Origin of the sequence: Vibrio quintilis, from assembly GCF_024529975.1 — a bacterium.
GTDB classification, from domain to species: Bacteria; Pseudomonadota; Gammaproteobacteria; order Enterobacterales; family Vibrionaceae; genus Vibrio; species Vibrio quintilis.
The window spans coordinates 3,256,496-3,277,738 of record NZ_AP024897.1; the positions used below are offsets into that span (position 1 = coordinate 3,256,496).

At 43.6% G+C, this 21,243-nt stretch carries 17 protein-coding genes and 13 tRNA genes; 18 read left to right on the forward strand and 12 right to left on the reverse strand.

From position 1 onward, the window contains the following. Positions 1-120: 120 nt before the first annotated feature. The 3 genes from prmC to hemA are packed head-to-tail and all read right to left on the reverse strand — an operon-like array spanning position 121 to position 3,356. Positions 121-975, reverse strand: coding sequence for a peptide chain release factor N(5)-glutamine methyltransferase (gene prmC, locus OC443_RS14930; protein WP_073581212.1), 855 nt, complete (start codon positions 973-975; stop codon positions 121-123). Positions 976-978: 3 nt separating this feature from the next. After that, on the reverse strand, positions 979-2,067 hold the full coding sequence (prfA, locus tag OC443_RS14935; RefSeq protein ID WP_073581210.1) for a peptide chain release factor 1: 1,089 nt from the start codon (positions 2,065-2,067) through the stop codon (positions 979-981). Between the two features lie 32 nt (positions 2,068-2,099). After that, a complete protein-coding gene (gene hemA, locus OC443_RS14940) occupies positions 2,100-3,356 on the reverse strand; it encodes a glutamyl-tRNA reductase (protein WP_073581208.1) in 1,257 nt (418 codons plus the stop codon). Positions 3,357-3,521: 165 nt separating this feature from the next. Here hemA and lolB point away from each other — a divergent pair, with 165 nt between their 5' ends. The 18 genes from lolB (at position 3,522) to OC443_RS15030 (ending at position 9,644) form a co-directional block, all read left to right on the forward strand. Then, positions 3,522-4,130 carry a lipoprotein insertase outer membrane protein LolB gene (gene lolB, locus OC443_RS14945; RefSeq protein WP_073581206.1) on the forward strand — a complete coding sequence of 203 codons (609 nt, stop codon included), beginning with the start codon at positions 3,522-3,524 and terminating at the stop codon, positions 4,128-4,130. Continuing rightward, positions 4,112-4,990 carry a 4-(cytidine 5'-diphospho)-2-C-methyl-D-erythritol kinase gene (gene ispE, locus OC443_RS14950; RefSeq protein WP_143169265.1) on the forward strand — a complete coding sequence of 293 codons (879 nt, stop codon included), beginning with the start codon at positions 4,112-4,114 and terminating at the stop codon, positions 4,988-4,990. The genes lolB and ispE overlap by 19 nt, the downstream gene beginning before the upstream one ends. A gap of 29 nt (positions 4,991-5,019) precedes the next feature. Further along, positions 5,020-5,964, forward strand: coding sequence for a ribose-phosphate pyrophosphokinase (locus OC443_RS14955; protein ID WP_073581204.1), 945 nt, complete (start codon positions 5,020-5,022; stop codon positions 5,962-5,964). 141 nt (positions 5,965-6,105) lie between these two features. Beyond that, entirely contained in the window at positions 6,106-6,696 is a 591-nt protein-coding gene (gene pth, locus OC443_RS14960) for an aminoacyl-tRNA hydrolase (protein ID WP_073581202.1), read from the forward strand. Positions 6,697-6,706: 10 nt separating this feature from the next. Continuing rightward, entirely contained in the window at positions 6,707-7,798 is a 1,092-nt protein-coding gene (gene ychF / locus OC443_RS14965) for a redox-regulated ATPase YchF (RefSeq protein WP_073581200.1), read from the forward strand. A gap of 275 nt (positions 7,799-8,073) precedes the next feature. Continuing rightward, positions 8,074-8,150: transfer RNA gene (locus OC443_RS14970), tRNA-Met, on the forward strand. 33 nt (positions 8,151-8,183) lie between these two features. After that, positions 8,184-8,268: transfer RNA gene (locus OC443_RS14975), tRNA-Leu, on the forward strand. A gap of 37 nt (positions 8,269-8,305) precedes the next feature. Beyond that, a tRNA-Gln gene (locus OC443_RS14980) sits at positions 8,306-8,380 on the forward strand. 81 nt (positions 8,381-8,461) lie between these two features. After that, positions 8,462-8,538, forward strand: a tRNA-Met gene (locus tag OC443_RS14985). A gap of 18 nt (positions 8,539-8,556) precedes the next feature. Then, positions 8,557-8,643: transfer RNA gene (locus OC443_RS14990), tRNA-Leu, on the forward strand. Between the two features lie 20 nt (positions 8,644-8,663). Next, a tRNA-Gln gene (locus OC443_RS14995) sits at positions 8,664-8,738 on the forward strand. Positions 8,739-8,815: 77 nt separating this feature from the next. Then, a tRNA-Leu gene (locus OC443_RS15000) sits at positions 8,816-8,900 on the forward strand. Between the two features lie 38 nt (positions 8,901-8,938). Further along, positions 8,939-9,013, forward strand: a tRNA-Gln gene (locus OC443_RS15005). A 71-nt stretch (positions 9,014-9,084) separates the two neighbouring features. Then, positions 9,085-9,169, forward strand: a tRNA-Leu gene (locus OC443_RS15010). A gap of 37 nt (positions 9,170-9,206) precedes the next feature. Beyond that, positions 9,207-9,281: transfer RNA gene (locus OC443_RS15015), tRNA-Gln, on the forward strand. A 77-nt stretch (positions 9,282-9,358) separates the two neighbouring features. Then, a tRNA-Leu gene (locus tag OC443_RS15020) sits at positions 9,359-9,443 on the forward strand. Between the two features lie 14 nt (positions 9,444-9,457). Then, positions 9,458-9,534, forward strand: a tRNA-Met gene (locus OC443_RS15025). A 23-nt stretch (positions 9,535-9,557) separates the two neighbouring features. Next, positions 9,558-9,644: transfer RNA gene (locus OC443_RS15030), tRNA-Leu, on the forward strand. Positions 9,645-10,256: 612 nt separating this feature from the next. Here the strand turns inward: OC443_RS15030 and OC443_RS15035 are convergent. From OC443_RS15035 to flgF, 9 genes are all read right to left on the reverse strand, one after another. After that, a complete protein-coding gene (locus OC443_RS15035) occupies positions 10,257-11,393 on the reverse strand; it encodes a flagellin (RefSeq protein WP_073581198.1) in 1,137 nt (378 codons plus the stop codon). Positions 11,394-11,866: 473 nt separating this feature from the next. After that, positions 11,867-13,006, reverse strand: coding sequence for a flagellin (locus OC443_RS15040; RefSeq protein ID WP_073581196.1), 1,140 nt, complete (start codon positions 13,004-13,006; stop codon positions 11,867-11,869). Between the two features lie 371 nt (positions 13,007-13,377). Further along, entirely contained in the window at positions 13,378-14,571 is a 1,194-nt protein-coding gene (gene flgL, locus OC443_RS15045; protein ID WP_073581194.1) for a flagellar hook-associated protein FlgL, read from the reverse strand. A 10-nt stretch (positions 14,572-14,581) separates the two neighbouring features. Further along, positions 14,582-16,456 carry a flagellar hook-associated protein FlgK gene (flgK, locus tag OC443_RS15050; protein ID WP_073581658.1) on the reverse strand — a complete coding sequence of 625 codons (1,875 nt, stop codon included), beginning with the start codon at positions 16,454-16,456 and terminating at the stop codon, positions 14,582-14,584. A gap of 187 nt (positions 16,457-16,643) precedes the next feature. After that, on the reverse strand, positions 16,644-17,591 hold the full coding sequence (flgJ, locus tag OC443_RS15055) for a flagellar assembly peptidoglycan hydrolase FlgJ (RefSeq protein WP_073581192.1): 948 nt from the start codon (positions 17,589-17,591) through the stop codon (positions 16,644-16,646). A 12-nt stretch (positions 17,592-17,603) separates the two neighbouring features. After that, a complete protein-coding gene (locus OC443_RS15060) occupies positions 17,604-18,695 on the reverse strand; it encodes a flagellar basal body P-ring protein FlgI (protein ID WP_073581190.1) in 1,092 nt (363 codons plus the stop codon). Positions 18,696-18,755: 60 nt separating this feature from the next. Further along, positions 18,756-19,541: a flagellar basal body L-ring protein FlgH gene (gene flgH, locus OC443_RS15065; protein ID WP_073581188.1), complete on the reverse strand. Its 786-nt coding sequence runs from the start codon at positions 19,539-19,541 to the stop codon at positions 18,756-18,758. Between the two features lie 27 nt (positions 19,542-19,568). Beyond that, positions 19,569-20,357 (reverse strand): flagellar basal-body rod protein FlgG, encoded by a 789-nt coding sequence (gene flgG, locus OC443_RS15070; RefSeq protein WP_073581186.1) that lies wholly within the window; start codon positions 20,355-20,357, stop codon positions 19,569-19,571. A 20-nt stretch (positions 20,358-20,377) separates the two neighbouring features. Next, positions 20,378-21,127, reverse strand: a complete 750-nt coding sequence (gene flgF, locus OC443_RS15075) for a flagellar basal-body rod protein FlgF (RefSeq protein ID WP_073581184.1) — start codon at positions 21,125-21,127, stop codon at positions 20,378-20,380. Positions 21,128-21,243 lie beyond the last annotated feature (116 nt).

Here is a 21,243-nt window from a genome sequence, read left to right on the forward strand (position 1 = left end):
AGAAACGTCCATCCTAATAATGAAGGCATTGATGGTTGGCAGTTACATTACAACTCTCTAATCTACCATCGAAAACAATAAATGAAGCCTTATCGTGAATAAACATATCCCATTCGTGTCTCAGAATTGCCATAGCCCGGCGGTTACTCTGTCATTTCCGGCGCCATCCTGCTGAGTAAATACCTGCAGATAACCAAGCGCAGTCATTAACGCTCTGACAGACTCAGCCTGCTGATAGCCATGTTCAAATAAAAGCCATCCTCCGGATAACAGATAATCCCGTGCCTGTGTGGCAATCATTCTGATATCGGCAAGTCCATCCTCTTGTGCAACCAGCGCAGATAGTGGCTCAAAACGAACATCACCTTCTCTCAAATGAGGATCCTGTTCATCAATATAAGGCGGATTTGAAACAATTAATGCAAATTTTGTTCCTGAAGGAACCCCTTCAAACCAGCTTCCCTGATGAAAATCTGCATTTTGAATACGAAGTCTCCGGGCATTTTCCACTGCCAATCTATAAGCATCATGACTAATATCAACACCTATCACCTGCCGCCGGGGTAATTCTGAAGCGAGAGCAAGTGCGACTGCGCCGGTTCCGGTTCCCAGATCAAGAATATCACCTTCAATTAAAAGAGATTTTTCCAATGCTGTTTCAACAAGACATTCGGTATCAGGTCGGGGAATCAGTGTTGCCGGAGACACTTTCAGAGACAGTGACCAAAACTCACGCTCTCCGGTAATATAGGCAACAGGTTCACCGTTTACCCGCCGTTCGAGTAAAGACTCAAACAAATCCAGCTGATGATCAGTCAATTCTCTCTCAGGCCAGGTCAATAAATATGAACGGGGTTTCTCTAAGACGTGGCAAATCAACACCGCGGCATCAACGGATGGCGACATACTGCCGCTTTCTGTAAAAGCGGCAATCGCATACCTCTGCAATTCATCAATACGACGTGGTAACTGCATAAGTTAATTTTGTTCCGCCAAAGCAGCCAGCTGATCTGCCTGATGTTCCTGAAGAATCGGTTCAAGCAAGCTATCCAAATCGCCTTCCATCACTTCAGCAAGCCGGTAAAGTGTCAGATTGATCCGGTGATCAGACACGCGTCCCTGTGGATAGTTATAAGTCCGGATACGATCACTGCGGTCGCCGCTTCCCAGCAAATTACGCCGGGTGTCAGAAACTTCAGCAGCCCGCCTTGCTTCTTCTGCCTGAGCAAGTCTTGCAGCAAGTACTGACATCGCTTTCGCTTTGTTTTTATGCTGAGAACGCTCATCCTGACACTCCACCACAGTGCCTGTCGGTAAGTGAGTGATCCGAATTGCAGAATCAGTCGTGTTCACGTGCTGACCTCCCGCTCCGGATGAACGGAAAGTATCTATTTTCAAATCTGTTGATTTAATTTCAGGAATATCTGCTTCCGGGATTTCAGCCATGACCGCAACTGTACAGGCAGAAGTATGCACTCTTCCCTGAGACTCTGTTGCTGGAACCCGTTGTACCCGGTGGCCACCTGACTCAAATTTCAGAATACCGTATGCACCATCGCCATTGACTTTCGCGATCATTTCTTTATAACCGCCATGTTCCGCCTCATTGCAGGACATCACTTCAATGCGCCAGCCCTTTCTTTCCGCATACCGGCTGTACATACGGAACAAATCACCAGCAAAAATACCCGCTTCATCACCACCGGCACCGGCACGAATTTCAAGGAAACAATTTCGTTCGTCATTTGGATCTTTTGGCAACAATAATATCTGCAATTCATCCGTTAAGCGTTCAATCGCAGCTTTTGCTTCTTCCTGCTCTTCCTGCGCCATTTCACGCATTTCTGCGTCATCTTCCTTAGCCATTTCTTCAGCTGCGGCTAAGTCTTCCTGCGCCTGTTGATATCCCTGAAAGCATTTCGTCACTTCTTCAAGCTGAGAATACTCTTTCGACAGCGTCCGGAACTTATCCTGATCACCAATGATTTCAGGATCACCCAATAAGTGCTGAACCTCTTCATAACGCTCAACGAGCGTTTCCAGTTTTTCTAAAATTGACGCTTTCATAATTTCTTCTTTTGCTGAAATAGATAGATGTTTTACAGGTCATCCAGACCTAAACTTTGTCTGATTATGGCTAATTTAGCTGGTTCCCCCTGCTCAGCAGCCACCTGAAGCGCACGGGTCGGAATATGAATCAACTTATTGGTCAGTTTATAACTCAGTTCATGAAGCACTTTTTCCGGGTCGCCCCCGGAAGACAATGCCTGCAGACTTTTATTCAGCAGGTCTTCACGAATCTGATTGGCAGAATTACGGTAATCCCGGATACTGTCTACTGCCTGTAAGGAACGCACCCAGTTGATAAAGGAGGCACTTTCTTCGTCGACAATCGCTTCTGCCTGAATGGCTTCTAATTTCCGCTGTTCAATATTACTGTCTACTATCGACTGTAAGTCATCAACACTGTATAAGTAGACATCACTCACATCAGAAACTTCTGCTTCAACATCCCGCGGGACAGCAATATCAACAATTAACATCGGCTGATAGCGCCGGGTTTTAATCGCTTTCTCAACCATCCCTTTCCCGATAATAGGTAAAGGACTCGCAGTTGAAGTAATCACAATATCAGCCTGTGCCAGATAATCAGGAATCTCCTGAAGACGCAGTACCTGAGCGTCAAATTCCTGAGCTAAAGCCATCGCCCGTTCTCTGGTCCGGTTGGCAACCATCATATGTTTGCAACCATTCCCGGCTAAATGCCTTGCTACAAGTTCAATCGTCTCTCCGGCACCAACCAGAAGAACGGTAGAATCAGAAAGTGATTCAAATATATGTTTGGCTAATGTGCAGGCTGCATAAGCAACTGAAACAGCATTACCACCGATCTCAGTTTCCGTCCGGACCCGCTTAGCCACTGAAAATGCTTTCTGAAATAATTTATCGACTGAGGAATCAATCGCTTCCAGCTCCCGGGACTCAGAATAAGCCTGCTTCACCTGCCCCAGAATTTGTGGCTCCCCCAGAATCAATGAATCCAGGCCACAACAAACACGCATCAGGTGGCGTATTGCTGCCTGCTCTTCGTGAATATAAATACTTGGATTCAGTTCCTGGCTATCGACCTGATGAAACTCTGATAACCATTGAATTAATTGATCTTTTAATGCTGGTTTAACTTCACAATACAGCTCCGTACGGTTACATGTAGAGAGAATCACACTCCCTTCAACACCGTTATGTGTACGAAGTTGCTCCAGCGCATCCTGCAGCTTATCCGGGCCAAACGCAACTTTCTCACGCAGGGCCAGTGGTGCCGTATTATGATTGATACCGATAGCAAACAAGGACATGAATTGGGAATACTCTGATCACAGTCATCATTAGAAGTAAGTCGGGAATTTTACTGTATGCCCTTATTGATGAAAAGAGTTTACAGGATTTGTTTTTATTACTTCGTGACATCAATGATATAGTATTTGTTATCTTTTTATGTTTTTTGGTAATAACGACGCCGTATGATTCGCCAGATAATCCTTTGGATCACGTCTCTGATTATTCTCAGCGGATGTGGAAGCCTGCAACAAGTACAGACTCCTGTTGAGTGGAGATCTCATCAGGAGCAGTTAAAACAGATCGATACATACAGTCTTTCCGGTAAGCTGGGATACATCTCCCCGGAAGAGCGTCGTTCTTTCAACTTTCAATGGAAAAGACACGCCAGTCAAAATCAACTGCGTTTATCTACTTTTCTGGGCCAGACGGTATTGAAAATAGATATCAATAAAAGCCTTGCCAGGGTTGAAACCTACGAAGGTAAAATATATACCGACAAATCTCCGGAAGCGTTAATTGAAAAACTCACCGGGCTGAATATCCCTTTAAGTCCATTGAGTGCATGGATTCTCGGGTTACCGGCAATGGCCGATCACTTTACCCTGAACTCTAATCACACCCTTGATACCCTCAACAAAGAGCTCGGAAAAAAACAGTGGCTGGTTAAATATGATGACTATACGGATGTAGATTACCGGCAAACTCAACTTCCTCTGCCATCAAAATTATCCCTGAAACAGGGGCAGACAAAAATTAACCTCCGGATTTCTCAATGGAAAGTCACCCAATGATCACGACATGGCCATCCCCGGCAAAGTTAAACCTGTTTTTATACATCACCGGTCAGCGCCCGGATGGTTATCATCATCTGCAAACACTCTTTCAGTTTCTTGATTATGGAGATGAACTCACCATTGAAGTAAATTCAACCGGTGAAATTTCTGTCAGCCCTGAAATAGAGGGATTAGAACAGCAGGATAATCTGATCTGGAAAGCTGCAAATAAATTGAAAAACCTGAGTCAATGCCCGCTTGGCGCCAATATTACATTGCAAAAAAAACTGCCGATCGGTGGTGGTATTGGCGGAGGCTCATCCAATGCTGCAACAACACTGGTTGCGCTGAATTATCTATGGAACACAGGAATTACAGAGGATGAACTGGCAAATATTGGATTATCTTTAGGGGCTGATATTCCGGTTTTTGTGAAAGGATATGCAGCTTTTGCCGAAGGTGTGGGCGAAGAACTCACACCGGTAGAACCCGGTGAAAAATATTATCTTGTGGTCAGACCCGATGTCAGTATTTCGACAGGCGTCATTTTTTCGCACCCGGAATTAACAAGAAACACGCCAAAGCGAGCGCTGACCAAGCTTTTGAATACCCCTTACGGAAACGATTGCGAAAAAATTGTCCGAAAGCTTTATCCAGAGGTTGATAAGAAACTTTCATGGCTGCTACAATACGCGCCGTCAAGATTGACAGGAACAGGATCATGTATTTTTGCGGAGTTTACAAGTAAAAATGATGCACTACATGTTCTTGCTCAAATGCCTGAGGATGTCTCCGCATTTATTGCACAGGGATGTAATTTATCGCCCCTGAAGAAGACGTTGCTCAGTTATCAATCAGCTCACACCAAATCAACTTAAACACTGGACGCAACCCTGAGGTTTCCACCGTGCCTGACATGAAGCTTTTTGCTGGTAACGCAATTCCCGAACTAGCCCAACGTATTGCTGATCGCTTATACATTTCTCTTGGTGATGCAACTGTTTCCCGTTTTTCAGATGGAGAAGTCGCAGTTCAAATCAATGAGAACGTACGAGGTAGCGACGTATTCATTATTCAATCAACTTGTGCTCCGACCAACGACAACCTGATGGAACTGGTCGTTATGATTGATGCAATGCGCCGTGCTTCAGCAGGCCGTATTACAGCGGTTATTCCTTACTTTGGATATGCCCGTCAAGATCGACGAGTCCGCTCCGCCCGTGTGCCAATCACAGCTAAAGTCGTTGCAGATTTTCTGTCAAATGTTGGCGTCGATCGTGTATTAACGATTGATCTTCACGCAGAACAAATTCAGGGTTTCTTTGATGTGCCTGTTGACAATATTTTCGGTACGCCGGTACTTCTTGAAGATATGAAAGCCCGTAGCCTGGAAGATCCTGTTGTTGTATCACCGGATCTGGGTGGCGTTGTTCGTGCACGCGCAACGGCCAAAGCGCTGGGAGACATCGATATTGCCATCGTTGACAAACGTCGCCCGAGAGCAAATGTATCAGAAGTAATGAACCTGATTGGTGATGTTGACGGAAGAGACTGTGTCATCGTTGATGATATGATCGATACCGGCGGCACATTATGTAAAGCAGCTGAAGCCTTGAAAGAGCGTGGAGCAAAACGTGTTTTTGCATACGCAACGCATGCTGTTTTCTCCGGTAATGCAGCTCACAATATCAAGAGCTCAGTACTGGACCAGGTCATTGTGACAGACTCTGTTACTTTATCAAAAGAAATGCAGGCGACAGGAAAAGTGTCGCAGCTAACATTGTCGACAATGCTGGCTGAGGCCATTCGCCGTATCAGCAATGAAGAGTCTATCTCTGCAATGTTCAGCTAAATCAATCTGAATCCGAATATCAAAAACACCACATGATTGAATGTGGTGTTTTTTTATTCTCTGAGAACATGCTCACAAGTTTGGGTATGTCAAATATTGTGCTATGATACGGCGCTTTTAAGTTCCAAAGAGGGCCATATTGTGAGTCTTCCGATAAAGTTACTTGTTGGGCTGGCAAACCCCGGCCCTGAATATGCGAGAACAAGACATAATGCAGGTGCCTGGATTATAGAAGAGCTCGCCCGGGTCCATCATGTTGTATTAAAAAATGAATCAAAATTTTATGGCCTGACAGGACGGGTTATCGTGCATAATCAGGATCTTCGCTTGTTGATTCCAACAACATTCATGAATTTATCCGGGAAAGCCATTGCAGCATTAGCCAAATTCTATCAGATAAAACCAGAAGAAATCATGGTTGCCCATGATGAACTTGACCTCCCTCCCGGAGTCGCTAAGTTTAAAATGGGTGGTGGACATGGTGGTCATAATGGCCTCAAAGATACCATCAGTAAGTTAGGCAATAATAAAGAATTTTACCGCCTCAGAGTGGGTATAGGACATCCGGGACACAGAGATCAGGTCACAGGTTATGTTCTGGGGAAAGCGCCTCAGAAAGAGCAGGAGTGTCTGGATGCAGTTGTCGATGAGTCTGTCCGGTGTCTGGACATTTTACTGAAAGATGGTTTAACGAAAGCACAAAACCGTTTACATACATTCAAAGCAGAATAGGGTTATAGTCATGGGTTTTAAATGTGGCATTGTTGGTCTTCCTAATGTTGGTAAATCAACGCTTTTTAATGCGCTTACTAAAGCAGGAATTGAAGCAGCAAACTTTCCTTTTTGTACAATTGAGCCCAATACCGGCATCGTTCCGGTACCAGATACTCGTCTTGATGCTTTGGCAAACATTGTCAACCCTGAACGAGTATTGCCGACAACCATGGAGTTTGTGGACATCGCGGGTCTGGTCGCTGGTGCATCCAAAGGGGAAGGTTTAGGAAATAAATTCCTTGCGAACATTCGGGAAACCGATGCGATTGGGCATGTTGTTCGTTGTTTTGAGAATGAAAATATCGTCCATGTTTCTGGCAAAGTGTCACCAATTGAAGATATAGAAGTCATTAACCTGGAACTTGCGCTTGCAGATTTAGATGCCTGTGAAAGAGCAATTCAGCGCCAGTCAAAAAGAGCAAAAGGTGGCGATAAGGTCGCAAAATTTGAAATCACTGTCCTCGAGAAACTGTTGCCGGTACTCACTGAAGGTGGCATGGCGCGTAGTGTTACTCTGACGAAAGAAGAAAATGCTGCAATTGCTTACCTGAACTTTCTGACACTCAAACCAACCATGTATATCGCTAATGTTAACGAAGATGGTTTTGAGGACAATCCATACCTGGATGCAGTAAAAGAATTTGCCGCTAAAGAAAATAATGTTGTTGTTGCAGTCTGTGCAGCAATTGAAGCAGAAATGGCAGAGCTGGACGACGATGATCGCGATGAATTTCTTGCTGATTTGGGCATAGAAGAGCCGGGGCTGAACCGGGTAATACGTTCAGGCTATGAACTGCTTGATTTGCATACCTATTTCACTGCAGGTGTAAAAGAAGTCCGCGCATGGACAATCCCTGTCGGTGCAACAGCCCCTCAGGCCGCTGGTAAAATTCATACTGATTTTGAACGGGGCTTCATCCGGGCTGAAGTTGTCGGTTATGATGATTTTATTCAGTTCAATGGTGAATCAGGCGCAAAAGAAGCAGGAAAGTGGCGTCTTGAAGGAAAAGACTACATTGTTAAAGATGGTGATGTGGTTCATTTCCGATTTAATGTCTAAGCCACATGACAATTTGCAGGGAGCTTACCAAAGCTCCCTGAACCATTAGAAACAGCTAAGTTCAGTTCAGCTCCTCGATTCAGTTTTTTGAAAAAACCCGGGGTTAAAAACGGGTGAATTTGCTAATAAACAGCCAGCTTTGCTCAAAAAAAAAACGAACGATTAATTTATACAAATTTATTCAAAAAAACTATTGACGCTCTTGCACCATATCCGCATAATGCGCTCCGTTCTTGAGAATATACATATGTATATTTCAGCAAAAGAATATAGATGGCTACGTAGCTCAGCTGGTTAGAGCACATCACTCATAATGATGGGGTCACAGGTTCAAATCCCGTCGTAGCCACCATTTAATACTGACTGTGAGTTCGTATTAATATTTGCGGAAGTGGCGAAATTGGTAGACGCACCAGATTTAGGTTCTGGCGCCGCAAGGTGTGAGAGTTCAAGTCTCTCCTTCCGCACCATATTTCAGTGTTTTGAGTATTTCTCGAAATGCATTGCAGGTCTATCGCCAAGTGGTAAGGCAACGGGTTTTGATCCCGTCATCCCCTGGTTCGAATCCAGGTAGACCTGCCAATTTTTCGTTCTCTTTTTAAGAATAGAAAAAAGAGATTGAAACAAAGAGTCGGATTTATTATATTGTTCCGCTCTGAAAGTGGCTACGTAGCTCAGCTGGTTAGAGCACATCACTCATAATGATGGGGTCACAGGTTCAAATCCCGTCGTAGCCACCATTTTATTCTCACTACTTTGCGGTGGTGGCGGAATTGGTAGACGCGCTAGCTTCAGGTGCTAGTGTCCGTTAGGACGTGAGGGTTCAAGTCCCTCCCTCCGCACCAAAGTGAGAATAAATGATTACAGGTCTATCGCCAAGTGGTAAGGCAACGGGTTTTGATCCCGTCATCCCCTGGTTCGAATCCAGGTAGACCTGCCATATTTATGTTGTTTAGTCAATTGACTGGACGATGCATTAAAATCTGTTATTTTTGAAATAAATTTTCGGAAACAGATGCGGAAGTGGCGAAATTGGTAGACGCACCAGATTTAGGTTCTGGCGCCGCAAGGTGTGAGAGTTCAAGTCTCTCCTTCCGCACCATATATTTAAGTATTTTGAATCGTTTCGAAATACATTGCAGGTCTATCGCCAAGTGGTAAGGCAACGGGTTTTGATCCCGTCATCCCCTGGTTCGAATCCAGGTAGACCTGCCATTTTCATATCAATTACGATAAGTGATTGGTAGTTTAAAAATTTGTTTTCTGATGCAACTCATCAGATATGTGCGGAAGTGGCGAAATTGGTAGACGCACCAGATTTAGGTTCTGGCGCCGAAAGGTGTGAGAGTTCAAGTCTCTCCTTCCGCACCATGTATTTAGTATTTTGAATCGTTTCGAGATACATTGCAGGTCTATCGCCAAGTGGTAAGGCAACGGGTTTTGATCCCGTCATCCCCTGGTTCGAATCCAGGTAGACCTGCCATATTTATGTTGTTTAGTCAATTGACTGGATGATGCATTAAAATTTGTTATTTCTGAAATAAATTTTCGGAAACAGATGCGGAAGTGGCGAAATTGGTAGACGCACCAGATTTAGGTTCTGGCGCCGCAAGGTGTGAGAGTTCAAGTCTCTCCTTCCGCACCATAAGTTATATTTTTGGCTACGTAGCTCAGCTGGTTAGAGCACATCACTCATAATGATGGGGTCACAGGTTCAAATCCCGTCGTAGCCACCATATATTAATTGCTATTTCGACACGCGGTGGTGGCGGAATTGGTAGACGCGCTAGCTTCAGGTGCTAGTGTCCGTTAGGACGTGAGGGTTCAAGTCCCTCCCTCCGCACCAGAAATAGCAGTTAGTGATTACTCTCCTGTAGTTAGCTCTCTTATCTTTCTCTTTAAAAAACATTTCATTCATTAGCAGATAAGCTATGTGTGTTGTACCATCCTATTCGCTTCTTATTGGTAACTCTTGTCTTTGTCTTTGTCTTTGTCTTTGTCTTTGTCTTTGTCTTTGTCTTTGTCTTTGTCTTTAACGGTATTATTCATATCTAAAGCAACAAGTCATTTCACAGGTGCAATTCAGGAACTCTATGGCCCGCTTGAGCAATGATATCAGGGCTATCAAGACAGCCTCAAACACCAGATAAAAATCCCCCAGAGAGAGCAAAAGAAGAACAGAAAAATCTCATGAATAAACACGTCTTCAACCAACATCCATCTGATATTTAAATGTGCATTATCCGTCTTTGCATACCATCACTATACTTCTCTCCTTAATTACTGCTCTGAATGCTTTTGATTGAATAAGATTTCTTACCCGAAAGATCAACCGAACCGGGTTACCGGTAAATGTTGGCCGATGCGAAAGTACGGAATTGAGAAAGGAAAGATAGAGGTAAAAGTAAAAAATCCAGCCTGGGCTGGATTTTTTGAATGCAAGTATCAAAGCTGGCTATTAGCCTAATAATGCTAATGCTGCATTTGGTGCTTGTTTTGCCTGAGCAAGTACAGAACTTGATGCTTGAGACAAAATCTGAGACTTTGTTAAAGCTGTTGTTTCTTTTGCAAAATCAGTATCTTTGATACGACTTGCAGAAGCATTAACATTTTCATCAATATTGTTCAGGTTGCTGATTGCATGTCCAAAACGGTTTTGGAAAGCACCCAGCTCAGCACGGTGACTATCTACATATTGTAAAGCAGCATCAACAACAGCAACAGCTTGTTGCGCACCACCAACAGAAGTTACATTGATAGAATCAACTGTAACTTGTTTTGAATCAGAAGACAGACCTAATTCGCTCGCCAGACTACCACCAAAGTCCAGGTCACCATCAATCCGGTTGTTGTCTGTGAACAATTGAAGTTGACCTTTTTCGTTAACAGATGCAACCAGTTCATCAGTCTGACCATTGATATATGTAGCAAGTTCTTCGATATCATCACCAGCTTTAGCATTGATTTCGATAGTTTTTTCACCTTCAACTTTATCGTTTAGAGTGATTGTCAAATCGTTATCATCGCCACTTACAGACCAGCTTTTACCTTTACCTTCTTCAGCAACATAGCTATGACCACCCATATTGCTGTTGTCACTACGCATGTCTTTCAGGTTCAGCATAACGGCTTCACCGCTATTAGCACCAATTTGGAAAGATTTAGTTGAGAATGTACCATTCATCAACTTCGCTCCACCAAATGATGTTGTCTCAGCAACACGGTTTAATTCATCATTTAATGATGTAATTTCTTCCTGGATTGCCTGACGATCAGATTTCGAATTTGAACCGTTTGAAGATTGCAGAGACAAGTCTCTCATACGCTGCAGAATGCTTGTTGTTTCTTTCATCGCACCTTCAGCTGTCTGGGCAATAGAGATACCATCGTTTGCATTTCGGACAGCAACCCCAAGACCACGACTCTGGACATTCAAACGATTCGAAATTTGCAACCCAGCTGAATCGTCCTTCGCGCTATTGATTTTATATCCAGAAGATAAACGTTCCATTGATGAGTTCATTTGTTGCGTTGCGCTATTCAGATAACGCTGAGCCGTCATCGCTGATACGTTTGTATTTACATTAACCGCCATAGTGGTTTCTCCTATTGATTTTCCGGCAGTGCGGAAATTCTTAAATGTTTCTCCGACGTCTCGGATAAACATAGTTCTCTCAAAGTTCAGTCCTATAGCGACTCGTGTGTTATTTCCTTTAGAAAAAAAATAAGCATTTAAGTGAAAAAGATGGAGTAAAGATCACATTGCGACAGAGCACGCAAAATGAATAAAAAAGGAGGAAAAATAGCTAAAGTTTTTCTGAGAATTGCCGGGGTAGCATAAAGAGAGAAGCCCCTTTTCCTTTGAGAGAACCGGGGCTAGAGAGTTGGTAGCCAGTCCAATGTGGAGATCGAGAGAAATAGTCACATTTGGCATACCAGGTGTATGATTCATAAACGTGTGAAACAGGTTTTTTGAGAGAGAGTTTCACACGATTCACTCACCATACTTTTACCAAAGGGTTATTATCCTAAGCTCACGTCTGAACCAAACAGATAATAACGCCGTTACTACTGCAACAAAGAGATTGCAGCGTTTGGTAATTGTTTTGCCTGAGCCAGAATAGAAGTACCGGCCTGTTGCAAAATTTGCGCTTTTGTCATCTGGGTTGTTTCCTTCGCAAAATCAGTATCTTTAATACGACTTTTCGAAGCTTCAACATTCTCCTGAATGTTTGATAAGTTGTTGATACTATGGCTCAAACGGTTCTGTTTAGCACCCAAATCAGCCCGTTCTGAATCAACATACTTCAATGCTGCATCAAGAATACTGACTGCATTCTGAGAGGTTCCAATCGATAAAATATCTGCCTGATTCACAGTCGTATAAGTGCCTTCGCCATCTTCAATGCCAAGCTCAGAGGCCAGTCCGCCGGAAACCGACAAATCACCGGTAATATCAGTTTCACCGATAAAGAGCTGAAGCTGTCCATCATCATTGACAGAAGCTTTCACCCGCTCATTTTGACCATTGATATACGTCGCAACTTCCTGAATATCATCACCAGGTTTTGCCATGACATTGATTTCAACTTCTTCACCATCTTTAGTCGTGAATTCCATTTTCAGGTCACGCTTATCAGCCGGAACACCCCAGTCTTCACTCTTCCCGTTTTCACTGGAGAATGTTTTTCCACCCATATGTGGATCATCAGCCCGCATACTGGTTAAACCAATAATAATCGCTTCACCTGCATTAGAACCAATCTGGAAAGCGGCTTCGCCAAACGTTCCATTCAATAGTCTGCGTCCACCAAAAGATGTTGTTTCAGCAATACGGTTTAGCTCATCCTGCAACGCATGAAATTCATCATTCAGTGCCGTACGCTCTGAGTGAGAGTTTGTTCCGTTTGCAGATTGCAGTGCTAAATCACGCATACGCTGTAAGATACTTGTTGACTCACCCATTGCCCCTTCAGCAGTCTGAGCAATAGAAATACCGTCACTCGCATTACGAATGGCAACATCTAAACCACGAGACTGAGAAATCAACCGGTTAGAGATCTGCAAACCCGCAGCATCATCTTTTGCACTATTGATTCGATTCCCTGAAGATAGACGTTCCATCGATGTATTCAGCTCATCTGTCGCTTTCGTCAGATAACGTTGAGCTGTCATCGCTGACACATTCGTATTTACATTAATGGTCATAGTTTGCTCTCCTATTGAGTTCGCAAGCTTATTGCGAAGTGGTCAGCTTTAACTCTCATTTGGAAGCACTGACCGTAAATAACTTGCCATATCGCTACACCATCGATTACAGAATCGATAATATGCTCCATAGTTAAATTAATACAACTTACGTGCCAACTTTTCATGAAATTAAAACTCTTTTAAAATCAACAAGTTAAAAAAGAAAGCTCACCTAGTAATATTTAAACCAATGATTGAAGTCTTATACTTCAACACGTTGCCGCTTTTTCTTGCCGCTTCTTTGCCACCCAAGGCTTTGATACCTGAAAAATAACGCTCCCACTATCTCCTTTCGCTCTTATGGCATTGCACATAAGGCACTATGAAAGTTAGATATAATTAAACAGCGTTAAGTCTTTTGTCTTACCAAATGCTTGTTGTGAGGCCTGAAGGGCACGTGTATTTTCATTAAACTCGATCACAGCATCAGCGTAATCGAGATCTTCAAAACTGCTTTTAGACTTAGCTAAAGTCAGCTTGTAATCCTCGTGCTCGTTTTCCTGGATATCCAGCGTACTTAAACGGGCACCGATATCTGTTCTTACTTTATTCAAATGAATAAAAGCGGTATGAAATTCTTCCGTCATTTGATGCAGCTTCGCTGTTGAAGAGGCATCAGATACTGAGTTTTCGGAGTATTTCATTGCTTCTTTGAACGTATCAAAGATGCTGAAAGTCTTTCGTGGCGTCAGTTCAATCCGGTCTCCGGCTGTAATCTGTCCTTTGACATTAATCGTCAGACCTTCATACTGAATCCCTGTTTTCGGGTTAAATATATCCGTCTGAACATCGCTGCCATCCTGCTCTAACTGGTAGCCAAATTCGCCATTTCCCATATCAACAAATACGACCGAATACTTTGACTCATCATCCGAATCTTCATTGACTGCCCTTTCCAGCAATAACTCAGAACCTTCCTGTAATTCGTAGTCAGGTTCGTAATCCCCGAAAGGATTCCTAATATCCATAAACACTTTATTCCCTGGATTATTGAAAGGAACTTCCAGAGAATTAGAAATCTTCATTTTTCGCTGATAATCATCACCGGCGTAAGTTACATTGCCATCATTGTCCCGGAAAAATGGCTGACTTTTAGGTTTGGTTCCGGCAAAAATATAGTTACTGGATTCATCCTGCTCATTACTTAAATTCAGGAGGTTATTTGACAGCTCCTCAAGCTCCCGCTCATGAGCCATCCTGTCTTCAGCCGAAAGCGCACCATTAATCATTTCCATGACAGTCCGCTTAGCAACATCCGCATATTCTTCAGCATTAGAAATAATCGCTTCCTGATGTCCCAGGCGGTTCCTGACCATGACAATCGCATCAAGATACTGGCGGATTTGCTCTTCCTGCTGCGCAACATTTTGGATGTAATGTGTCGCTAACGGATTATCAGCTGCCGTCAGAAGCTTTTTACCGGACGCAAGCTGCGCCTGGTTATGATGGACCTTTGCTTCCTGACGACGCAGGTCATTCTGAACGGCCTGATAGTTATGAAAGCTTGAAATGCGATTTAACATTCACCGACTCCTATCTCAACTGCAGGATCGTGTTGAAAGTGTCATTAGCTGCCTGCATCACTCTTGATGAAGCCATGTAAGCATGTTGGAACTTCATCATGTTCGCGGCCTCTTCATCCAGGTTTACACCGGAAATAGATGCAATACGCTCAGATGCAGCTTCTTTTTCCAAACGGGCCACATCCGTCAGACGTGAGGCTGTAGAAGCTTTCAAACCAACATTGGTATTCAGATTATGATAAAGGTCGATAATCGTTGTTTCATGATCATCCATTTCTTTATCTGTCTGAATATTTTGCATTTTTCTCAGGTTTCCGTTATCCCCTTCAGAAGGGACAAGGTTCGCCGTGAATTTATCACTGGGTAAAGCACCGGTTGAAAGCTGGAATATTGTTCCCATCAATTCAACAGGCTCAGAAGGCGGATAAGGCTGATCTTTTAAAATCACCTTGCCATTTTTATCCTGAACGGAAAATGTTTGCCCATTACCTGAGATATGTACTTCAAATTCTTTCAGTTCACCGGCTTTGATGATTTCAAATGATGCGGTGCCCTGAGCAAAAGTCGTTGATGCTTCGTAACTTTGTGCTGCAATTTCACGTGGGTCATTCATTTCTGTCTGAATGTCTGCCGCCCCTCTGCGGGTTGGCCGGATAAAAAAGCGTTCCCCTTCTTCAGGTGAGTTGGCAATTTTTATCTTCATCCCATCAAGGTAGATTTCATCATCCACAGGCGTCAGCCGTTTCTGCTTGCCATTTGGCAATGTCGTGACATATTCATCACCCGTATACAAAAGTGAATACTCGCCACCTTTTAACTGACTGATATCATCAATATAAACCGACATATCAGCTTCAGACTGGCTATGTGTGATTACCCGTCTTTTTGCTGAAACATCTGAATTGACATCAGTAAACAGTTCCCGGCCAATTTGTCCGTCAAGGTCTAACCCCTGGGTCTGTAAATGGTTTACTTTATAAGAGAAGGCAACAGCCAGCCGGCCGATTTCGTCCAGAACATAAGGAATATCTTTATCCCGCATATCGAATAAGGCGCCCATTCTTCCCCCTATTTCCTTTGAGGAAATGGCTTTAATTCCCTTGCCTTCAATCATTGCCAGCCGCCGCTGTTGTGTATCCGGATAGCCGGCAATCATTGTCAGTTTGCTTGCTTCTGTGCCGGATACTAATGTATGCCCATTACCGATATGAACATTAAATCCTTCCGCATTTTTACGTGGAGTAACGGTCACCTTGGTATATTCAGCTAACTCACGGACAAGCTTTTCGTGCTGATCCATTAAATCATTGTGCGGCCCCGGAGTTTTCATCATCAATCGCTGCAAGTCTCTGATTTCTACAGCAAGCTGATTAATTCGGGTAATTCCGTGTTCCAGAGCATTATTCGTTTGCTGATAGCCCCGGTGAATTGTCTGATAGAATCCGTTCAGATTCGTCGCAATCAAATCCGCCTTTTCTAAAAGGACTTTACGGGCACCAACATCATTTGGACTATCTGCCAAAGTCTTCAGTGCATCAAACCAATCATTCAGGTTTTCAGGAATCTTTTTCGACGTAATCGATGACAACATCTTGGTCAACGTATCAAGGTTCTTTTCTATATCTTGTTTATTAGAAAAATCAGTCGTGGCAACATTTAGCTCTTTGACGGCAAACTGATCCCAGGAGCGGCGAACATTTTCCACATGCACACCCATTCCGTACGTTTGACCACCATACTGACGGGGCATATTCACGCCCTGGATTACCGACTGACGACTGTAACCATCTGTATTTACATTAGATATATTATGACCAGTCGTGTTTAACTGCTTCTGTGCCGTTAACACACTCTGAGTACCAATATTTAACAAATCAGATGCCATACTGCCCCCAAAAATATTATTCAACCGGCAAAAACCGGCAACGCTGATTATAAACAAGCAATAGGCGTGCCAACTAAAATAAAAACAGAAAAGACAAAGGGTTAGATAAAATTCAGGGAGGCAAACGCTCTCCCTGAATTAAAAAGAATTCGATGAAATAGGTAATGAAGAATATAAAGCCGGAGAATTAATCCATTTGTTTTATTTTTGCCTGAACTCTTAACACTTTATTTGCATAATCCGGATCGGTAGCATAGCCAGCTTGATGTATGTCCCGAATGAACTGCTGATCGTTGCCTTGATGATTTAATGCAGTTGTATATCTGGGGTTCTCAGCAAGAAAGCGAACATAATCATCAAAACTATCCTGATAATTACTGTAGGAACGAAAAGCTGCTTTCTCCATTACAGGAATCTGATCCCGATATTCAAGTGTCTGCGAAGTCACTTTGTCACCCTGCCAGCGACGATCTGCTTTAATATTAAACAGGTTGTGGCTACTACCTGCCGCATTGCCGACAACTTTTTTCCCCCAACCGGTTTCCAGTGCCGCCTGAGCAAGAAGCAAAGATGAATCAATACCTAAAGCACGTGCAGCTTTTTCAGCATAAGGTTTCATTGTGGCAATAAAAGACTCAGGCGATTTAAAGACTCGGGGTTCTGTCACATGAACTGGTGCTTCTGCATCTGCGATCTGAGGAGAAGATTGTGCTAAAGCCGCATCCTGATGGTATTTTCTGACACGCTCAAGTGCAGCTTGTAATTGATCAGGCTTCGCCACATCTGTTGCTTTATCCTGATCATCCTGACCTGAATTTGCTGACAGCTGAGCCACAATCATATCTGCCAGCCCGAGCTTGCCGGATGTGCTCAACTCACTGGACATTTGATCATCAAGCATCTGGCGGTAAAAATCTTCCGTCTGGCTGTTAAACAGGTCAGTCTTAAATTCTGAGTTCGCATCTCTCATTGATTTAAAAAGCATTGAAGTAAACACGGATTCAAACTGCTTTGCCGCAGCCTTTAATGCTTCTTGCTCACTCTGCTTGTCACCACTGACAGCTTGTTTACGCAGTCTATCCAGTTGAGAAATATCCTGAATAAAACCAATATCTTTTGTTCCGTTATTATTCATGACATTTCCTTCCTAAATAATGATCAACTGACCTTCAATCGCACCAGCTTGTTTTAAGGCCTGCAAAATCGCCATTAAATCAGAAGGCGCAGCACCGACTTCATTCACAGCCCGGACTAAATCATCAAGTGTTACCCCGGTCTGAAAGTTAAACATTTTACCTTTCTTCTCTGAAACAGAAATATCTGAGTCAGGTACGACAGTCGTATCCCCGTTTGCTAAAGCCCCGGGCTGACTCACGTTAAGATTTTCTTTGATAGCCACAGTCATTCCGCCATGGGTAACCGCAGCCGGTTTTAATCTGACATGCTGACCGACAACAATCGTCCCGGTTCGCGAATTCACAATAATTTTTGCTGAGCCTTCGGCAGTATTAAATTCCAGGTTTTCAATCGCAGAAAGAAAAGCAACGCGCTGGCCGGCATCCCGTGGAGCCCGTACCTTTACCGATGTTGCATCAATTGCTGTTGCCATTTGAGGCCCAAGAAACTGATTTACCGCATCAGCCATACGCTGCGCTGTCGTAAAATCGGAATCAAGCAGATTAAAGGTAATATAGTCTCCGCGGGTGAAAGGGGTCGGAATCTCCCGTTCAACAGTTGCACCATTTGAAATCATACCAACTGTTGGCGTATTCCCGACCAACTTTGAACCATCAGCCCCGCTGGCACTAAAACCACTGACAACCAGATTCCCCTGAGCAACCGCATAAACTTTGCCATCCAACCCTTTCAGGAAGGTTTGCATCAGCGTACCACCACGTAAACTTTTCGCAGAACCTACGGAAGAAACCGTGACATCAATTGTTTGGCCCTGTTTGGAAAAAGGAGGTAGCTCCGCTGTAATCATGACCGCTGCAACATTTTTAGTTTTAGGCTTAGTCCCCTGCGGCAACTGTATGCCGAAGTTTTGCAGCATGGCATTAAAACTCTGGTCCGTGAACGGCGTCGATTCGCCGGTTCCCGGCAGCCCGGTCACCAAACCATATCCTATCAGCTGGTTACTCCGGACGCCGGCAACTTCAGCGACATCCTTTATCCGCGCAGCCTGTGCGCCCAAAGGAAAGCAGAGAACAATGAGTACAAAGGATATGATTTTCTTCATTGCAAATACCTTGAATTTTCTAATATGGCTCCAGGCCAAAACTTTGTCACTAAACATGCTTTAAAGAGCTATATTAAAAAATCGTGCCAAAAATCCAGGTTCTTGCATGTCCTGATTGGTTCCTGTGCCGGAATATTGAATTCTTGCATTCGAAATCCGGTTTGATGGCACAGTATTGTCAAAAGTAATATCTTCAGGTCTGACCGTGCCACTCAAACGGATGTATTCATCACCGGTATTCAGTGTCAGCCACTTTTCGCCACGGATGATCAGGTTGCCGTTATTTAACACTTCCACTACTTCAACTGAGATGGATCCGGAGATGCTGTTGCTTTGATTTGCCGCTGCACTTCCGGAGAATTTATTACCGTTACTGAGATTATATGAGAAATTGTAATCACCAATAGCAAGCTCTTTACCACCGACTTCTAAGGGATCCATAGAAGCATCATTATTCTTGGATAAATCGGCATCAGAACTCTTCGCGGCTTTGGTACTTTCATTTAAAGTGACGGTGATAATATCTCCCACATGTCTGGGTTTAGAATCATCATATAAGCTGTTAGACGCAGCCTGACTAAATAGCGACCCGGTTTCTGCCGCATAATGCTCAGGCTGTTTTTTGGGATGGATCGGAGCCCATGCCGGATCACCGGCAACAGGATCAACCCGGCTGTTCAGAGAGTCAATTAACCCATCGTCATTATTAGTATCTTGTGATTTATCCCCTTCGACTGCATCAACAGTCGTTGTTCCTTCAGTATAAGCCCAGTCATTTGAATCATACTGAACCAGTGAACAACCGGACAAAAGACTAATTAAACAAAGTGTGACTATACGTTTCATTGTGTATCTCTCTTCAACAACAAATGATTAAAGCTGTTGGTTTACATAACCCATCATTTTATCTACAGCAGAAATGACTTTTGAATTCATCTCATAAACACGCTGAGCTTCAATCAGGTTCACCAGCTCTTCTGTCACGTTCACGTTAGAACTTTCAAGCATTGACTGACGAATATTTCCCAATCCTTCAAGCCCTGGCACACCTTCCTGAGGGTCACCACTCGCACCCGTTGGCAGATATAAGTTTTGACCGACAGGTTCTAAACCACCCGGATTAACGAAATCAACCGTGGTAATTTGTCCAATAACCTGGTTTTCCTGCTGTCCGCGAATACGAACTGAAACCTGTCCGTCATCACCAACAGTGATAGATTGTGCATCTTCAGGAACCACAATCTCAGGCTGTAGCGGATACCCGGAACCGGAAGTAACAACCATCCCTTCAGCATTCAGGGTAAATTGACCGTTGCGGCTATAACCGATGTTGCCATCAGGCATCAATATCTGGAAGAAACCATCACCTTCAATCATCATGTCCAGACTGTTACTGGTTGTCTGAGCATTACCATTCGTATGTACTTTTTGCGTCGCAACCACTTTAGAACCAGCACCAAGCATCAATCCGCTCGGCAGTTCAGTATTCTGAGACGACTGACCTCCGGGCTGATTCACATTTTGGTAAAAGAGATCTTCAAACACAGCCCGGCTTTTCTTAAAGCCCACTGTTGATGCGTTTGCAAGGTTGTTAGAAATTGTCGCAATATTAGTCTGTTGCGCATCTAAACCTGTCTTACTAACCCATAATGCCGGATGCATATTCTATTCTCCTTGACTCATTAACTCGTACGTAACAGAGAATCAGATGCTTTATCCATCTCTTCTGCTGTACTCATCATTTTGACCTGCATTTCAAACTGACGTTGTAAATCTATCAAATTTGTCATTTCGCCAACCGCGTTAACATTACTTCCTTCAAGTGCCCCCGGAAGCAAAGTTACCTGTGCATCTGCCTCAAAAGCAGCATTCGGATCTTTTGCACGGAACAAACCATTCGCATCTTTGTATAACGACTGATTTTCAGGACGAACCAGCTTAATGCGATCAACAATTTCCATTGCATTTGCAGGCGCTCCCTGAGGCAGCACTGAAATTGTTCCATCAGTGCCTATTTCAACTTTACTCAAAGGAACAGGCAAGGTAATTGGCGCGCCGTTTTCCCCAAGAACTAAATGACCCGTTCCTGACGTAAGTAAACCATTCTGAGACACCTGAAAATTTCCGTTTCGGGTTAAACCTTCTTTGCCGGTTTTATCCAGCACGGAAATCCAGCCTTCTCCCTGAACAGTAACATCCAAATCGCGGCCGGTTGTAATCACGCTTCCTTGTTTGAAGCTCTGGCCAGGGCGCTCAGTCATACTGAAAACACGGGTAGGAAAACCATCACCATAAGTCTGCATAGAACGAGCCTGCGCTAAATCAGCCCTGAATCCGGTTGTACTGACATTAGCCAGGTTATTTGCTCTGAGTTGCATTGCCTGCATATTTTGCTTTGCACCACTCATTGCAAGAAATAATGCACGATCCATACTTTACTCCTGTCATCGTTATACAAGAGTGAACAAGCAATTGGTGTGCCAAAACAATAAATTATTATATTTCAACAGTTTATATATAGATATGAATTGTTTTGCCGCAGAGTTGC

Excerpts from the sequence above, each read along its gene's own strand:
- ispE (WP_143169265.1), top strand. The coding sequence starts at position 4,112 with ATGGAAAGTCACCCAATGATCACGACATGGCCATCCCCGGCAAAGTTA.
- flgK (WP_073581658.1), bottom strand. The coding sequence starts at position 16,456 with ATGGCATCTGATTTGTTAAATATTGGTACTCAGAGTGTGTTAACGGCA.
- OC443_RS15035 (WP_073581198.1), bottom strand. The coding sequence starts at position 11,393 with ATGGCGGTTAATGTAAATACAAACGTATCAGCGATGACGGCTCAGCGT.
- flgL (WP_073581194.1), bottom strand. The coding sequence starts at position 14,571 with ATGTTAAATCGCATTTCAAGCTTTCATAACTATCAGGCCGTTCAGAAT.
- prfA (WP_073581210.1), bottom strand. The coding sequence starts at position 2,067 with ATGAAAGCGTCAATTTTAGAAAAACTGGAAACGCTCGTTGAGCGTTAT.
- flgH (WP_073581188.1), bottom strand. The coding sequence starts at position 19,541 with ATGAAACGTATAGTCACACTTTGTTTAATTAGTCTTTTGTCCGGTTGT.
- ychF (WP_073581200.1), top strand. The coding sequence starts at position 6,707 with ATGGGTTTTAAATGTGGCATTGTTGGTCTTCCTAATGTTGGTAAATCA.
- OC443_RS15060 (WP_073581190.1), bottom strand. The coding sequence starts at position 18,695 with ATGAAGAAAATCATATCCTTTGTACTCATTGTTCTCTGCTTTCCTTTG.
- lolB (WP_073581206.1), top strand. The coding sequence starts at position 3,522 with ATGATTCGCCAGATAATCCTTTGGATCACGTCTCTGATTATTCTCAGC.
- flgJ (WP_073581192.1), bottom strand. The coding sequence starts at position 17,591 with ATGAATAATAACGGAACAAAAGATATTGGTTTTATTCAGGATATTTCT.
- flgF (WP_073581184.1), bottom strand. The coding sequence starts at position 21,127 with ATGGATCGTGCATTATTTCTTGCAATGAGTGGTGCAAAGCAAAATATG.
- prmC (WP_073581212.1), bottom strand. The coding sequence starts at position 975 with ATGCAGTTACCACGTCGTATTGATGAATTGCAGAGGTATGCGATTGCC.
- OC443_RS15040 (WP_073581196.1), bottom strand. The coding sequence starts at position 13,006 with ATGACCATTAATGTAAATACGAATGTGTCAGCGATGACAGCTCAACGT.
- hemA (WP_073581208.1), bottom strand. The coding sequence starts at position 3,356 with ATGTCCTTGTTTGCTATCGGTATCAATCATAATACGGCACCACTGGCC.
- flgG (WP_073581186.1), bottom strand. The coding sequence starts at position 20,357 with ATGCATCCGGCATTATGGGTTAGTAAGACAGGTTTAGATGCGCAACAG.